The sequence below is a fragment of the Hydrogenophaga flava NBRC 102514 genome, assembly GCF_001571145.1.
Taxonomy (GTDB): Bacteria; Pseudomonadota; Gammaproteobacteria; order Burkholderiales; family Burkholderiaceae_C; genus Hydrogenophaga; species Hydrogenophaga flava.
Genome location: NZ_BCTF01000016.1, coordinates 16,194 through 32,126, shown reverse-complemented (window position 1 = coordinate 32,126; position 15,933 = coordinate 16,194). Strand labels below are relative to the sequence as shown.

At 65.5% G+C, this 15,933-nt stretch carries 13 protein-coding genes; 6 read left to right on the top strand and 7 right to left on the bottom strand.

Annotated features, from left to right (window positions below; translation table 11 throughout):
• The first annotated feature begins 129 nt into the window (after positions 1-129).
• Both HFL01S_RS14650 and rsxB read left to right on the top strand, forming a co-directional pair.
• On the top strand, positions 130-1,560 hold the full coding sequence (locus tag HFL01S_RS14650; RefSeq protein WP_066259865.1) for a polyhydroxyalkanoate depolymerase: 1,431 nt from the start codon (positions 130-132) through the stop codon (positions 1,558-1,560).
• Positions 1,561-1,603: 43 nt separating this feature from the next.
• Positions 1,604-2,263, top strand: coding sequence for an electron transport complex subunit RsxB (gene rsxB, locus HFL01S_RS14645; protein WP_066259862.1), 660 nt, complete (start codon positions 1,604-1,606; stop codon positions 2,261-2,263).
• Between the two features lies 1 nt (position 2,264).
• On the opposite strand, the gene HFL01S_RS25985 is transcribed toward rsxB, so the two are convergent.
• Positions 2,265-4,496, bottom strand: coding sequence for a methyl-accepting chemotaxis protein (locus HFL01S_RS25985; RefSeq protein WP_369407735.1), 2,232 nt, complete (start codon positions 4,494-4,496; stop codon positions 2,265-2,267).
• Positions 4,497-4,664: 168 nt separating this feature from the next.
• Positions 4,665-5,000, bottom strand: coding sequence for a hypothetical protein (locus HFL01S_RS14635; RefSeq protein WP_066259860.1), 336 nt, complete (start codon positions 4,998-5,000; stop codon positions 4,665-4,667).
• Between the two features lie 124 nt (positions 5,001-5,124).
• Here HFL01S_RS14635 and HFL01S_RS14630 point away from each other — a divergent pair, with 124 nt between their 5' ends.
• The gene (locus HFL01S_RS14630; protein ID WP_066259858.1) at positions 5,125-5,496 is read left to right on the top strand and encodes a cupin domain-containing protein; all 372 of its coding nucleotides are present in this window, start codon (positions 5,125-5,127) and stop codon (positions 5,494-5,496) included.
• Positions 5,497-5,560: 64 nt separating this feature from the next.
• Here HFL01S_RS14630 and HFL01S_RS14625 read toward each other — a convergent pair whose 3' ends face one another.
• The 5 genes from HFL01S_RS14625 to scpA are packed head-to-tail and all read right to left on the bottom strand — an operon-like array spanning position 5,561 to position 12,844.
• On the bottom strand, positions 5,561-6,052 hold the full coding sequence (locus HFL01S_RS14625; protein ID WP_066259855.1) for a VOC family protein: 492 nt from the start codon (positions 6,050-6,052) through the stop codon (positions 5,561-5,563).
• A complete protein-coding gene (locus HFL01S_RS14620) occupies positions 6,049-8,100 on the bottom strand; it encodes an acetyl-CoA carboxylase biotin carboxylase subunit (RefSeq protein WP_066259853.1) in 2,052 nt (683 codons plus the stop codon). Before HFL01S_RS14620 ends, HFL01S_RS14625 begins: the two co-directional genes overlap by 4 nt.
• Before the next feature lie 20 nt (positions 8,101-8,120).
• Positions 8,121-9,653 carry an acyl-CoA carboxylase subunit beta gene (locus HFL01S_RS14615; RefSeq protein WP_066259848.1) on the bottom strand — a complete coding sequence of 511 codons (1,533 nt, stop codon included), beginning with the start codon at positions 9,651-9,653 and terminating at the stop codon, positions 8,121-8,123.
• Positions 9,654-9,686: 33 nt separating this feature from the next.
• The gene (gene meaB / locus HFL01S_RS14610) at positions 9,687-10,691 is read right to left on the bottom strand and encodes a methylmalonyl Co-A mutase-associated GTPase MeaB (protein ID WP_174525243.1); all 1,005 of its coding nucleotides are present in this window, start codon (positions 10,689-10,691) and stop codon (positions 9,687-9,689) included.
• Positions 10,688-12,844 (bottom strand): methylmalonyl-CoA mutase, encoded by a 2,157-nt coding sequence (gene scpA / locus HFL01S_RS14605; RefSeq protein WP_066259847.1) that lies wholly within the window; start codon positions 12,842-12,844, stop codon positions 10,688-10,690. The genes meaB and scpA overlap by 4 nt, the downstream gene beginning before the upstream one ends.
• 141 nt (positions 12,845-12,985) lie before the next feature.
• Between scpA and HFL01S_RS14600 the strand changes: the two genes are divergently transcribed.
• From HFL01S_RS14600 to HFL01S_RS14590, 3 genes are all read left to right on the top strand, one after another.
• Positions 12,986-13,621: a GntR family transcriptional regulator gene (locus tag HFL01S_RS14600; RefSeq protein WP_066259845.1), complete on the top strand. Its 636-nt coding sequence runs from the start codon at positions 12,986-12,988 to the stop codon at positions 13,619-13,621.
• A 16-nt stretch (positions 13,622-13,637) separates the two neighbouring features.
• Positions 13,638-14,528, top strand: coding sequence for a Dyp-type peroxidase (locus HFL01S_RS14595; protein WP_066259841.1), 891 nt, complete (start codon positions 13,638-13,640; stop codon positions 14,526-14,528).
• 111 nt (positions 14,529-14,639) lie between these two features.
• Complete coding sequence (locus HFL01S_RS14590) at positions 14,640-15,929, top strand: NAD(P)/FAD-dependent oxidoreductase (protein WP_066259839.1); 1,290 nt, start codon at positions 14,640-14,642, stop codon at positions 15,927-15,929.
• Positions 15,930-15,933 lie beyond the last annotated feature (4 nt).

Here is a 15,933-nt window from a genome sequence, read left to right as displayed (position 1 = left end):
CCACGCTTTCCCGGCGGCTGATTCGTTTCGCCAAGGTGACAATCCTAGGCTGCAAATTAGGTGTTTTTCCCCTCTGGACAGGGGAGGCCTGCTGTTATATTGCACTGCAACATAACCTTTTCAACAGCCATGCTCTACCAGATCTACGAAACCCAGCGCTCGATCATGGAACCCTTCGCCGACCTGGCCGAAGTGACCGCGAAGCTGTTCAACAACCCGCTGTCTCCCCTTGGCCAGCTGCCGATGGCACAACGGATCTCTGCGGGCTACGACCTGCTGCACCGGCTGGGAAAGGACTATGAGAAGCCCACCTTCGGCATTCCGACGGTGAATGTGGACGGTGTCGAGGTTGCCATCTACGAGCGTGTGGAAATCGACAAGCCCTTCTGCGAGCTGCGCCGCTTCAAGCGCTTCTCGGACGACACCGACACCCTGGCCAAACTCAAGGGACAGCCGGTGGTGCTGATCGTGGCGCCGCTCTCGGGCCACTACGCCACGCTGCTGCGCGACACGGTCAAGACCATGCTCAAGGACCACAAGGTCTACATCACCGACTGGAAGAACGCTCGCCTGGTGCCGCTGTCGGAAGGTGAGTTCCACCTGGACGACTACGTCAACTACGTGCAGGAGTTCATCCGCTACCTGCAGAAGAACTATGGCAATTGCCACGTGATGAGCGTGTGCCAGCCCACCGTCCCGGTGCTGGCCGCCGTGTCGCTGATGGCCTCGCGCGGCGAGACCACGCCGCTGTCGATGACCATGATGGGCGGACCGATCGACGCCACCAAGTCGCCCACCGCGGTGAACAACCTGGCCACCCAGCGCAGCCACAGCTGGTTCGAGAACAACGTCATCTACCGGGTGCCCGACAAGTTTCCGGGCGCCGGCCGCCGTGTGTACCCGGGCTTCCTGCAGCACACCGGCTTTGTGGCCATGAACCCCGACCGCCACGCCAGCAGCCACTACGACTACTTCCGCGACCTGATCAAGGGCGACAACGAAAGCGCCGAGGCCCACCGCAAGTTCTACGACGAGTACAACGCCGTGCTCGACATGGACGCCGACTACTACCTGGAAACCATCAACACGGTGTTCCAGGAATTCAAGCTGGTCAATGGCACCTGGGATGTGAAGGGCACGAGCGGCAGGACCGAACGCGTGAAGCCTCAGGACATCACGACCTCCGGGCTGCTGACCGTCGAGGGCGAGCTGGACGACATCTCCGGTTCGGGCCAGACTGCCGCCGCCCACGACCTGTGCACCGGCATTCCCAAGACGCACCAGATGCACTACGAAGCCAAGGGTGCGGGTCACTACGGCATCTTCAGCGGCCGCCGCTGGCGCGAGATGGTCTACCCGGTGGTCAAGAGCTTCATCCTGGCCCACCAGCCGGCCAAGGCCACCGACGTGGTCAAGACCAGCCAAGTGCCGGTCACCAGCCCTGCGAAGACCGCCACCGCCAAAACTGTGCGGGCGAAAAAGGCCGCTCCCGCCCCGGTTGTCGTGGCACCCGCCGCCAAGCGTCCGGCGGCCAAGAAGGCAGCGCGCAAGACCGCCTGACAGCACCCCGGGGCCTGGATGCCCCCGGGTACACTCGCGCCCCATGAACGAACTGGCCCGGCGCATCGATGCCGCACTGCCCCAGACGCAGTGCACCCGCTGCGGCTACCCCGATTGCGCTAGCTACGCGCAGGCCGTCGCGGCGGGTGATGCGGGCATCAACCAGTGCCCCCCGGGCGGCCGCGAGGGCGTCGAACGCCTCGCAGCCATCACCGGCCGCGAGGCCACATCACTGAACCCGGCCAACGGAATTGAAGGGCCGCTCACCCTGGCGGTGATCGACGAGAACTGGTGCATCGGCTGCACCCTGTGCATCAAGGCCTGCCCGACCGACGCCATCATCGGCAGCAACAAGCGCATGCACACCGTGATCGAGCCCTACTGCACGGGTTGCGAACTCTGCATCCCGGTCTGCCCGGTCGACTGCATCTCGCTGGAAGTGGTCAGCGGCGAGCGCACCGGATGGGACGCCTGGACCCCTGCCCAGGCGGAACAGGCCCGCGAGCGCTACACCCGGCGCTCGGTGCGGCTGGTGCGGGAAAAGTCGGAGCACGAGGCGCGCCTGGAAGCCAAGGCCCGCATGAAGCTGGCCGACTTGGCGGCGCACTCGCAGCACACCGATCCGGTGGTGCTCGACAAGAAGCGGGCCGTGATCGAGGCCGCGCTGGCACGCGCCCGCGAGCGCCGCGGCCAGCCGGGCTGACTCAGACGGTCAGCGACTTGTAGACGCCGCAACCGACGTACAGATCGTCGACCTTGGTCACGTAGGACATCTTGGTCTGCACGCTGCCTGTCTGCGGGTTGGTGATGTCGTATTCCACCCAGCCCGGCTCCAGTTCTGCCTGGGCCACGATGGCTTCGAGCAGAGAGGCGCCATCCACACCGGGAATGTCCTGCACGCGGCCGCCGACCTTTTCCGGCTTGCCGCCGAAGGCGCGGTAGGCACCGCTGCGGTCGAGCGCAAAAACGTACATGTCGCGATCGTGGAAGTTCTGCGCCGGGTCGGTGATCTGGCTCACGAAGGCCTCCCGGCTGGTGCGTGCGCGCAGTTCGAGCGCCCGCTGCACCAACACCATCGCCTCCTCGGCCGCACCCTGTTGCAGCTGAAAGGACGACACCGCCTGTGCCAGCGTAGCGGCCCGGCCTTCCAGCTGGGTGGCCTGCTGGACCGCGCGCTCGACCATGCGGGCGTTGCGCTGCGTGATCTCATCAAGCTGACCCACGGCCGACGAGATCTCGCTGAGGCCGCCGCTCTGCTCCGCGCTGGCAGCGGAGATCAGCGACATGTTGGCGGCGACACCGCGCACGCCGTTGACGATCTCGGTCATGCTCGTGCCGGCCGCCCGGATCTGGGCCACGCTGGTCGAGACCTGCTGGCCGGAGGCCTGGATCAGCTCCCGGATCTCCCGGGACGACGCCGCCGAACGCTGCGCCAGACTGCGCACCTCGGCCGCCACCACGGCAAAACCGCGGCCCTGTTCGCCCGCCCGCGCGGCCTCGACGGCGGCATTCAGCGCCAGGATGTTGGTCTGGAAGGCCAGGCTGTCGATCACGCCGATGATCTCGTTCATCTGCTGGGCGCTCTTCTGGATGCCTTCGACCGATTCGACCGCGCGCACCATGGCCTGTGCGCCGCTTTCGGCGATGTCGCGCACCCGGGAGGCCTGGGTGTCCGAATCGCCGGCTGTCTGGGCGTTGCGCTGCACCGTGCTGGAGAGCTCCTGCACGCTGGCAGCGGTCTGTTCCAGGTTGGCCGCCTGCTGCTCGGTGCGGTCGGCCAGCTCCCGGTTGCCGGAGGCCAGGCTCTTCCCTGCGTAGGCGACCAGGGCGGAGTTGCTGCGCACCTCGGCCACCATGGCCGAGAGATTGCTGATCATGCCTTCCAGCTGGGATGCCAGATCGGCCAGCTCGTCGCTGCCGCGCACCCTCACATGGGCGCGCAGATTGCCCTTGGCGGTCTCGCCCATCACTTGGCTGACATGGCGAAAGTCGATGACGAAGCTGAAATAGAACGAGGTGAGCAGGTAGCCCATGGCCGCCAGCCCGAGGATGGCGGCACTCATTGCCGTCCACCACTGCACCTCAGCCGTCGCCTTTCGCTCATCCAGCAGTTGCGCCAGCCGGTCCAGCACGGCGGTCTGGTAGGCCTGTGCAGCGGCAATCGCCGCGGTGCCAGCCGCAAAGTATTCGGCGGAGGTGACCTGGGCAGTGCCATTGGCAGCACCCAGCGCAAGCGCCAAAAAAGACTCCGAAGCCTTGATGGCCGCATCCGACGGCAGCCCTGTCTGACCGTAGCGCTCCGCGAACGAAGAGGCAAAGCGAAAGTCGTCGGTATCGCCGGTCAGAAGCCGCAGCTGGGCGCGAAGCCCTCCTGCGTCGTTGCCAATCCCCTCGGGCCGGCTCAGCAGTCCCGCGCCCTGACCCCGCACCTGGGCGATGCGCTCCGACCAGGGCACAGTGCGGGAGACCGCGATGTCCATCAGGAAGTAGCTCGCCGGATCGGGATCGAACAGCAGGCTGGTGCGTTCCCCTGTCGTGTACATCAGCCGCTTGAGGTCGGCGATCAGGGTGGTGTGGGTGTCGAAGGCCTGTTGCCGGGAGAGCTTCTCGGTGTCTGCCAGTTGCTGCACGCGGACTTCCAGGCCGCGCCAGTCCTGCGCGAGACCGAACGACTCCCGCGCAGTGAGTGCAGCACCGGCGGTGCTCAGCAAGGCGGGCAGCGACCCTCGGGTCTTGTCGAGGGCGGAACGCACCGCGGCATCCCCCGCCAGCAGCATGTTGGTCTGCCCACGGTGGGTCTGCAGCAGGGTCACCAGCTGACTCAGCGCTGCGATGCCCTGGGCGCCCTGAACCTCATCCTCCAGCACCTGGATTTCGTCTGAGATACGCTGCACCAGCGACACGCACACCACCAGCAACGGAATGACGATCGCCATCGAAAGAATCCCCAACTTGACGGGGAGTCTCAGTTTGCGCATCAGCCATACGCCGGGCTTGAACGGTTGGAAACGTGGCATGGCCCGTCAGCTCCTTCTATCGGATCTGCCGTCTATCGGCAATCCGGCGGTGGTATTGAATAGGGAGGGACCCGCACGCGGCGCCCGTCAATGAACCTGGGGCAGTCCAGACTGGCGGGCCTGGAAGTGGCGAAACAGCTGCACCGACAGAAGGCGCAGGGTTTCGTCGTCCAGGTTCTGCCCGTGCACAAGTTGCTGAAGTGCGTAGCATTTGTCGCTGAGCATCAGGGGCCTGCTGATGGACATTCCGTGGCTGGCCATGCGCAGGCTGAAGGCGTCCAGCAGATCGGTGGGCCAGGGCAATGCCGGCTCGCGCTCGCGCCAGCCTGAAGGCCTTTGTGCCCAGCGGTCGTCGCCCTGCGACATCTGGGGAACCCGGTGGGGGTTGGCATCGTTCTGACTGCGGTGTTCGTGGGTGCCCATGGCGGACTCCTCGAAATGTGGAGAGGACTCCAGCGTAGGACCAGTGACCGCCATCCAATGCATCAAACAACGCGGGTCTTCCATGCCAGTTCCGGCTGCGGCGGGGTGGCGGCACAATCCGCGCATGAACGCGACCGCTCATCTCCTCAAACTGACCGCCCGCCCCGAGGGCACCCCGTCCATCGACCACCCGCGCCCGGAGCGGCTGTTACGCGGCAACCCCATGCGGGAGACCTGGAACCGGATCGACGAGGGTCTGCCGGCCGGGCAGGTGTATTGCGGCGTGTGGCGTTGCGAGCCGGGGCACTGGCGCATCGCCATGGGGCCGACCGAGCGCGAGCTGTTCACCGTGCTCGAGGGCCGCTGCCGGGTGCACGACGCGCGGGGCGGCTTCGAGGAAGCAGGACCGGGAGAAGGCATCTACATCCCGCCAGGCTTTGAGGGCGCCTTTGAGGTGCTGGAGCGCCTGACCAAGACCTACATGATCTGCGAGTGACCGCCGGATAAAAAAACCCCGCCAGGCGTGCACCCGGCGGGGCTGTCTCCTCGGCTTCTCTGGTTCAACCGGGTTGTGCAGCCAGGACAGCAAAGGCGTTGACCACCTCGGCCGGTGCTTGCACCAGTTCAATCAGCACACCCTCCCCCGCGATCGGGAATTCTTCGTTCGCCTTGGGGTGCAGGAAGGTGATGTCAAAACCCGCGGCGCCCTTGCGGATGCCGCCGGGTGCAAAACGCACGCCGTTGGCACTGAGCCATTCCACCGCCAGCGGCAGGTTGTCGATCCACAGGCCGATGTGATTGAGCGGCGTGGTGTGAACTGCGGGTTTCTTCTCGGGATCCATGGGCTGCATCAGGTCCACCTCGACCTTGAACGGGCCACTGCCGATGGCGCAGATGTCTTCGTCGACGTTCTCGCGCTCGCTCTGGAAGGTGCCGGTCTTCTCCAGGCCCAGCATGTCCACCCACAGGGTCTGCAGGCGCAGCTTGTCCGGGCCACCGATGGCGATCTGCTGGACGCCCAGCACCTTGAACGGTCTAGGAGTTCCTTTCATTTCTCGAACTCCACGATCGGCTGATCGACCACCAGGCTCTCGCCCTTGGACGCGAGCACCTTGGACACGATGCCATCGGCCGCGGCGAACAGCACGTTCTCCATCTTCATGGCCTCGATCACGGCCACGCGCTCGCCGGCCTGCACCTTCTGACCGACCTGCACCGCCACATCCACCAGCAGACCCGGCATGGGCGAGAGAACGTATTTGCTCATGTCCGGCGGTGCTTTGAAGGGCATCAGCTGGTGCAGCTCGGCCATGCGCGGCGAGACCACCATGGTCTCCAGCTTGGTGCCGTTGTGCTGCACCACCAGGGCCAGCGGGTTCTTGGCCGAGCCGCGCTCCATCTGCGCAGTGAAGGGCTGGCCATTCACCTCGCCGCTGATGACGATGTCGTTCAGGCGCGAAGGCGAGCTGATCTTGTAGCGCTTCTCGCCCACCTGCACCGAGGCGTAGCCGGTCTCACCGACAAACTCGTCGACGTGCACCGCCGTGTACTTGTGCTGTCCTGCTGCATCCAGGCTGACGACCACATAGTCCTTGCCCACCTTCACGCCGTAGCCCGGCAGCTGACCACTGATGCCGGTGGCGCGCTCGCGGCTCTTGCGGCGCACGAAGGCGGCCAGCGCGACCAGGAAGTCCGGGTCGTCGTGCGGCACGTCCTCGGCACGGAAGCCCATGGCGTAGTGCTGGGCGATGAAGCCGGTGTTGAAGTTGCCCGAGACGAAGTCGGGGTGCGCCAGCAGCGCGGCCTGGAACGGGATGTTGCTGTTGATGCCGCGGATGACGAAGCCATTGAGGGCCTCGCGCATCTTGGCGATGGCGTCGTTGCGGTCCTTGCCGTGCACGATGAGCTTGGCGATCATCGAGTCGTAGTGCATCGGAATCTCGCCACCCTCGAACACACCGGTGTCCACCCGCACACCCTGCTTGTGCGCGGTGTCGGCCTGCCACATGGTCTCGGTTGGAGGCGTGAAGCGCACCAGGCGGCCGGTGGACGGCAGGAAGTTGCGGAACGGGTCCTCGGCGTTGATGCGGCATTCCATGGCCCAGCCGTCGCGTTTCACGTCGGCCTGGGTGAAGTCCAGCTTTTCGCCGGCCGCCACACGGATCATCTGCTCGACCAGGTCCAGGCCGGTGATGCACTCGGTCACCGGGTGCTCGACCTGCAGGCGGGTGTTCATTTCCAGGAAGTAGAAGTCCTGGTCCTTGCCAACCACGAACTCCACTGTGCCGGCGCTCTGGTACTTCACCGCCTTGGCCAGCGCCACGGCCTGCTCGCCCATGGCCTTGCGGGTGGCGTCGCTGATGAAGGGCGACGGAGCCTCCTCGATCACCTTCTGGTGGCGGCGCTGGATCGAGCACTCGCGTTCGTTGAGGTACAGCACGTTGCCGTGGCTGTCGCCCAGGATCTGGATCTCGATGTGGCGCGGCTGCTCGACGAACTTCTCGATGAAGATGCGGTCGTCGCCGAAGCTGTTGCGGGCCTCGTTCTGGCAGGCGGTGAAGCCTTCCAGCGCCTCCTTGTCGTTGAAGGCCACGCGCAGGCCCTTGCCACCACCGCCGGCCGATGCCTTGATCATCACCGGGTAGCCGATGCCCTTGGCGATCTCCACCGCGTGCTCGGCGGACGGGATCGGGTCGTTGTAACCGGGGATGGTGTTGACCTGGGCCTCACTGGCCAGCTTCTTGGACGCGATCTTGTCGCCCATGGCCGCGATCGAGTGGGCCTTGGGGCCTATGAAGGCGATGCCTTCCTTCTCGCAGCGCTCGGCAAATGCCTCGTTCTCGGACAGGAAGCCGTAGCCGGGGTGGATGGCCTCGGCGCCCGTCTGCTTGGCCGCCTCGATGATCTTGTCGGCCACCAGGTAGGACTCGCGCGAGGGCGCCGGGCCCAGCAGCACCGCTTCGTCGGCCAGGCGCACGTGGCGCGCTTCCTTGTCGGCCTCGGAGTAGACGGCCACGGTGGCGATGCCCATCTTGCGGGCGGTGGCGATGACGCGGCAGGCGATCTCGCCGCGGTTGGCAATGAGAATTTTCTTGAACATGTTCTTTTCTCCTCGGGCGATCAGAGCGGGATGTTCCCGTGCTTGCGCCAGGGGTTCTCGATCTTCTTGTCCTTGAGCATCACCAGCGAGCGGCAGATGCGCTTGCGGGTTTCCGACGGCAGGATCACGTCGTCGATGAAGCCGCGCGCCCCGGCCACGAAGGGGTTGGCGAAGCGCGCCTTGTATTCGGCCTCGCGCTCAGCCAGCTTGGCCGGGTCCTTCTTCTCTTCACGGAAGATGATCTCCACCGCACCCTTGGCGCCCATCACCGCGATCTCTGCATTGGGCCAGGCAAAGTTCACGTCGCCGCGCAGGTGCTTCGACGCCATCACGTCGTAAGCGCCGCCGTAGGCCTTGCGGGTGATGACGGTGATCTTGGGCACCGTGCACTCGGCGTAGGCGTAGAGCAGCTTGGCACCGTGCTTGATGATGCCGCCGTACTCTTGAGAAGTGCCGGGCATGAAGCCGGGCACGTCGACAAAGGTCACGACCGGGATGTTGAAGGCGTCGCAGAAGCGCACGAAGCGCGCCGCCTTGATCGAGCTCTTGATGTCCAGGCAACCAGCCAGCACCAGGGGCTGGTTGGCCACGATGCCCACGGTCTGGCCGTCCATGCGGGCAAAGCCGATCAGGATGTTCTTGGCGTAGTCGGGCTGGATCTCGAAGAAGTCGCCATCGTCGACCGTCTTGAGGATCAGCTCCTTCATGTCGTAGGGCTTGTTCGGGTTGTCCGGCACCAGCGTGTCCAGGCTCTTGTCCATGCGGTCGATCGGGTCGCCGCTGGGGCGCACCGGCGCCTTTTCCTTGTTGTTGAGCGGCAGGTAGTTGTAGAGGCGGCGCAGCATCAGCAGCGCCTCCACATCGTTCTCGAACGCGCCGTCGGCCACGCCGCTCTTGGTGTTGTGCGTCACCGCGCCGCCCAGCTCCTCGGCAGTCACTTCCTCGTGCGTCACCGTCTTCACCACTTCGGGGCCGGTCACGAACATGTAGGAGCTGTCCTTGACCATGAAGATGAAGTCGGTCATGGCGGGCGAATACACCGCGCCACCGGCCGATGGGCCCATGATCATGCTGATCTGCGGGATCACGCCGCTGGCCATCACGTTGCGCTGGAACACCTCGGCGTAACCGCCGAGCGAGGCCACGCCTTCCTGGATGCGGGCGCCGCCCGAATCGTTGAGGCCGATCACCGGGGCACCGACCTTCATGGCCTGGTCCATGATCTTGCAGATCTTCTCGGCGTGCGCCTCGGACAGCGCGCCGCCGAAGACGGTGAAGTCCTGGCTGAAGACAAACACCAGGCGGCCGTTGATCATGCCGTAGCCGGTCACGACGCCGTCACCAGGCACCTTCTGCTCCTGCATGCCGAAGTCCACGCAGCGGTGCTCCACGAACATGTCCCACTCTTCGAAGGTGCCTTCGTCGAGCAGCACTTCCAGGCGCTCACGCGCCGTCAGCTTGCCCTTGCTGTGCTGGGCGGCAATGCGCTTTTCGCCGCCGCCCAGGCGCGCCGCGGCGCGCTTCTTTTCCAGTTGGTCCAGGATGTCTTGCATGGTGGTCTCCGGTGAAAACGGTGTCTTGCCGGTTCAATCGAACCGTTCGAGCAACTGACGTGCGGCGGTGGAGGCGGCGAGCTCGCCAGCCTGCACCTGCCGCGTGAAAAGGTCCAGCGCCTCGCGCACCCGCGGGTGCTCGCGAAAGCGCTGCTTGAGGCCGGCGTCGATGCGCTCCCACATCCAGGCCGTGGCCTGCTGCTGACGGCGTGCGGCCAGGCGGCCATTGGAGGTCTGCAGGCGCCGGAACTCGCTGACGGCGGCCCAGAAGGTGTCCACGCCCTGCCCGTGCAGCGCGCTGATCTGGATCACCTGCGGGTGCCAGACTTTCTGGTCATGGTGAACGTGTTCCGGGTTGCCATGCAGGCCGAGCAGGCGCAGCGACGAGGTGATCTGCGCGCGGGCGCGGGTGGCGGCGTCGGGGTCGATGTCGGCCTTGTTGATGACCACCAGGTCGGCCAGCTCCATCACGCCCTTCTTGATCGCCTGCAGGTCGTCGCCCGCGTTGGGCAGTTGCAGCAGGCAGAACATGTCGGTCATGTTCGCCACGGCGGTCTCAGACTGGCCCACGCCCACGGTTTCCACCATCACGATGTCGTAGCCCGCGGCTTCGCAGACCAGCATGGCCTCGCGCGTCTTCTCGGCCACCCCGCCCAGCGTGCCACTGGAGGGGCTGGGGCGGATGTAGGCCTTCTCGTGCACGCTCAGGTGCTCCATGCGCGTCTTGTCGCCCAGGATGGAACCACCCGACACCGATGACGACGGGTCGACCGCCAGCACCGCGACGCGGTGGCCCTGGCCGATCAGGTACAGGCCCAGCGACTCGATGAAGGTGCTCTTGCCCACGCCGGGCACGCCACTGATGCCCAGGCGGAACGAACCTCCGGTGTGCGGCAGCAGCCCGGTCAGCAGCGCGTCTGCCTGCTGGCGGTGGTCGGGGCGGGTGGACTCCAGCAGCGTGATGGCCTTGGCCATCGCGCGGCGCTGGACCGTGGCACCGCCAGAAACGACGCCCGCCTGGATCTGCTCCGGCGTCACGCCACCGCTTTCTTGATCTGTTCCAGCACGTCCTTGGCGCTGGCCGGGATCGGGGTGCCAGGGCCATACACGCCCTTGACTCCCGCCTCGTACAGGAAGTCGTAGTCCTGGCGCGGGATCACGCCACCCACGAACACCACGATGTCGTCGGCGCCCTGGTCCTTCAGGGCCTTGATGATGGCCGGCACCAGGGTCTTGTGCCCGGCGGCCAGGGTGCTCACGCCCACTGCGTGCACGTCGTTTTCGATCGCCTGGCGGGCACACTCCTCCGGCGTCTGGAACAGCGGCCCCATGTCCACGTCGAAACCCAGGTCGGCAAAGGCCGTGGCCACCACCTTGGCGCCGCGGTCGTGGCCGTCCTGACCAAGCTTGGCGATCATCACGCGCGGACGGCGGCCCTGCGCGGTGGCGAAGTCGGCGATTTCGGTCTTGAGCTGGTCCCAGCCCTCGGCAGAGTCGTAAGCAGCGGCGTACACCCCGGTCACCTTCTGTGTGTCGGCGCGGTGGCGCCCGAAAACCTTCTCCAGCGCATCGGACACCTCGCCGACCGTGGCGCGCAGGCGGATGGCCTTGATCGACAGGTCCAGCAGGTTGCCCTGGCCCGACTCGGCGGCGGCGGTGAGCGCGTCCAGCGCCGACTGTACCGCCGCGCTGTCGCGGCGGGCCTTGATGGCCTTCAAGCGGGCGATCTGGCTCTCGCGCACCTTGACGTTGTCCACCTCCAAGATGTCGATGGCGTCTTCCTGCTTGAGCCTGTACTTGTTGACGCCGACGATCACGTCCTTGCCACTGTCAATGCGCGCCTGCTTCTCGGCCGCGGCCGCTTCGATCTTGAGCTTGGCCCAGCCCGAGTCCACCGCCTTGGTCATGCCGCCCATGGCGTCAACCTCTTCGATGATCTTCCAGGCCTCGTCGGCCATCTGCTGGGTCAGCGACTCCATCATGTAGCTACCGGCCCAGGGGTCGACCACGTTGGTGATGTGCGTCTCCTCCTGGATGATCAGCTGCGTGTTGCGGGCGATGCGGGCGCTGAACTCGGTCGGCAGTGCGATGGCCTCGTCGAACGAGTTGGTGTGCAGCGACTGGGTGCCGCCGAACACGGCCGCCATGGCCTCGATGGTGGTGCGCACCACGTTGTTGTACGGGTCCTGCTCGGTCAGCGACCAGCCAGAAGTCTGGCTGTGCGTGCGCAGCATCAGGCTCTTGGGGTTCTTGGCGTTGAAGCCCTTCATGATGCGCGTCCACAGCAGGCGGGCCGCGCGCATCTTGGCGATCTCCAGGTAGAAGTTCATGCCCACCGCCCAGAAGAAGCTCAGGCGGCCGGCGAACTCGTCCACGTCCATGCCCTTGGCGATGGCGGTCTTCACATATTCCTTGCCATCGGCCAGGGTGAAGGCCATCTCCAGCGCCTGGTTGGCGCCGGCTTCCTGCATGTGGTACCCCGAGATCGAGATCGAGTTGAACTTCGGCATGTTCTTGGCCGTGTACTCGATGATGTCGCCGATGATCTTCATCGACGGCTCGGGCGGGTAGATGTAGGTGTTGCGGACCATGAACTCCTTGAGGATGTCGTTCTGGATGGTGCCGCTCAATTTGTCCTGCGAGACGCCCTGTTCCTCCGCCGCCACCACGTAGCCGGCCAGGATGGGCAGCACCGCGCCGTTCATGGTCATCGAGACGCTGACCTTGTCCAGCGGGATCTGGTCGAACAGGATCTTCATGTCCTCGACCGAGTCGATCGCCACGCCGGCCTTGCCCACGTCACCGGTCACGCGCGGGTGGTCGCTGTCGTAGCCGCGGTGGGTGGCCAGGTCGAAAGCCACCGACACGCCCTGCCCGCCCGCGGCCAGCGCCTTGCGGTAGAAAGCGTTGGATTCTTCGGCGGTCGAAAAGCCGGCGTACTGGCGGATGGTCCAGGGGCGCACCGCGTACATCGTGGCCTGCGGGCCGCGGATGTAGGGCTCGAAGCCCGGCAGCGTGTTGGTGTACGGCAGGTCCTTGGTGTCTTCGGCCGTGTACAGCGGCTTGACGCTGATGCCGTCCGGCGTGACCCAGTTGAGCGCGTTCACGTCGCCACCGGGCGCGGATTTCTGGGCCGCTTTGGTCCAGGCTTCGAGGTTGGCGGAGGCGAATTCGTTGGGTTTCTGGCTCATGGCAGGGCTCGCTCTGGCGGACGGACAGCGGTGTGGGATCTGCAACAGATCCGGCCGCGGAGTTTACATCATTCATAATTATTGATGCAAAATATTCCAGCGGGCTTACAATGCAGCCGCTGTCACCCGACCCATTCCTGCATGTCTGCCCTCTCCCTTGCCCCCCGCGCCCTGTACGAAGAAGTTGCCGAACTCCTGCGCCAGCGCATCTTCAAGCGCGAACTGGAGCCCGGCAGCTGGATCGACGAACTCAAGCTGGCCGAGGAATACGGCATCAGCCGCACCCCGCTGCGCGAGGCACTCAAGGTGCTGGCGGCCGAAGGTCTGGTGACCATGAAGGTGCGCCGCGGCGCCTACGTAACGGAAGTGTCCGAGAAAGACCTGGCCGACGTCTACCACCTGCTGTCGCTGCTCGAATCCGACGCCGCCGGCGTGGTGGCCGAGCGCGCCACCGACGCCCAGCGCACCGAACTGCAGACCCTGCATGCCGAGCTGGAAACCGCCATCACCAACCGCGACCGCTTCTTCGCCGTCAACGAGCAGTTCCACATGCGGCTGCTGGAGATGGCCGACAACCGCTGGCGCCAGCAGATGGTGGCCGATCTGCGCAAGGTCATGAAGCTCAACCGCCACAGCTCGCTGTTCAAGTCCGGCCGAATCGAGGAGTCGCTGGCCGAGCACCGCGCGGTCATGGCCGCCCTGCTCGCGCGCGACGCCCACCTGACCCGCCAGCGCATGCAGGAGCACTTCCGCAACGGGCTCGAAGCGGCGACCTGAGCCCATAATTCCGGGCATGAGCATCGCCCACCTCGCCCAACCCGGCATCCTCGAACCCATCCCCGCCCACGGACGCTACCTCACCTGCCAGCTGCGGGTCGGCGTCGACCCGCGCGTGGTGCTCAAACGGCTGGCCAGCCAGGCCGATGGCAGCGCCACCGTGGTGGGCATCGGCGCCTCGCTGGTGCGCGAACTGGGCACCCAGGTGCCTGGCCTGAAAACCTTCACCGGCATCGACGGCGCCCGCATCAAGCTGCCCGCCACGCCCACCGATCTGCTGGTCTGGCTGCGCGGCACCGACCGCGGCGACCTGCTGATCCGCAGCCGCCACCTGGAAACGCTGCTGGCACCCGCGTTCGATGTGACCGACATCACCGACGCCTTCAACCACCACCAGGGCCGGGACCTCACCGGCTACGAGGACGGCACCGAAAACCCGCAGGGCGACGAGGCACCGGTCGTGGCGCTGCTGCCCGAAGAAGCTGGCGATCTGGCCGGCAGCAGCTTTGTGGCCGTGCAGCGCTGGCACCACCACATGAGCCGCTTCGAGGCCATGCCCAAACACCAGCAGGACCACACCATCGGACGCGAGCGGGAGAGCAACGAAGAACTCGACGACGCGCCCGAATCGGCCCACGTCAAGCGCACCGCACAGGAAAGCTTCGACCCCGAGGCCTTCGTGTTGCGCCGCTCCATGCCTTGGGCGGAAGGCAACAACGGCGGTCTGGTGTTCGCCGCCTTCGGCCACTCCTTCGACGCGTTCGAAGCCCAGTTGCGGCGCATGTCAGGCGCCGAGGACGGCATCACCGATGCGCTGTTCAGCTTCTCGGAACCACAAACCGGTGCCTACTTCTGGTGCCCGCCCGTCCGCGACGGGCTAATCGACCTGCGCGCGCTGGGCCTCTGACCGGCTATCGCCGGCCGGGTTTCCCCTCGGTCGGGGCTTGACTTTTGTCAAGCCGTATACCCCCAGGGGAATACATGATCAGGTCTTCAAGATCCACCTCTGGAGACCCCCATGGCACGCATCGTCATTCTGGGCGCCGGCATCGGCGGCATGCCCATGGCCTACGAGATGAAAGCCCTCGCCCGCCCGGGCGACACGATCACCGTCATCAGCGAAGCCCCCAAGTTCCACTTCGTGCCGTCCAACCCCTGGGTGGCGGTCGACTGGCGCCAGCGCAAGGACATCGAGGTCGACATCGCACCGGCGCTCAAGCGAAAGGGCATCGAATCCATCATCCAGCGGGCCAAGCGCGTCCACCCCGATGCCAACCAGATTGAGATGGAAGACGGCAGCCGTGTGGACTACGACTATCTGGTCATCGCCACCGGGCCGAAGCTGGCGTTCGACGAGATCGAAGGCCTTGGCCCGCACGGCGGCCACACCCAGTCGGTCTGCCACGTGAGCCACGCAGAAGCCAGCAGGCTCGCCTGGGACGAGTTCGTGAACGCGCCGGGCCCTATCGTCGTGGGCGCTGTGCAGGGCGCGTCCTGCTTTGGCCCCGCCTACGAATTCGCGATGATCATGGACACCGACCTGCGCCGCCGCAAGATCCGGGATCAGGTGCCCATGACCTACGTGACACCCGAGCCCTACATTGGTCACCTCGGTCTGGGCGGCGTCGGCGACTCAAAGGGCATGCTCGAATCGGCCATGCGCCAGCGCCACATCAAGTGGATCTGCAACGCAAAGACCACCAAAGTCGAAGCGGGCCAGATGTTCGTCACCGAACACAACGACCAGGGCCAGCCCATCAAGGAACACGTACTGCCCTTCAGGCACAGCATGATGCTGCCGGCCTTCAAGGGCGTGGAAGCGGTGTTCGGCATCGAAGGCCTGACCAACCCGCGCGGCTTCATCACCATCGACGAACACCAGTGCAACCCCAAGTTCAGAAACATCTTCAGCGTCGGTGTCTGCGTGGCCATCCCGCCGGTGGAGGCCACGCCCATCCCCTGCGGCACACCCAAGACGGGTTACATGATCGAGTCCATGGTCACGGCGACGGCGCACAACATCCGCGAACTGCTCGACGGTCAGGAGCCGACGCACAAGGCCACCTGGAACACGGTCTGCCTGGCCGACTTCGGTGATACCGGCGCCGCCTTCGTGGCCCTGCCCCAGATCCCGCCGCGCAACGTGAGCTGGTTCAGCGAAGGCAAGTGGGTTCACCTGGCCAAGGTGGCCTTCGAGAAGTACTTCATGCGCAAGATGGAGAAAGGCACGTCCGAGCCGATCTACGAGAAGATCATCATGGACTTCATCGGCATCACCAAGCTCAAGGCCAGGCTCACCGGCAAGTGAGCCT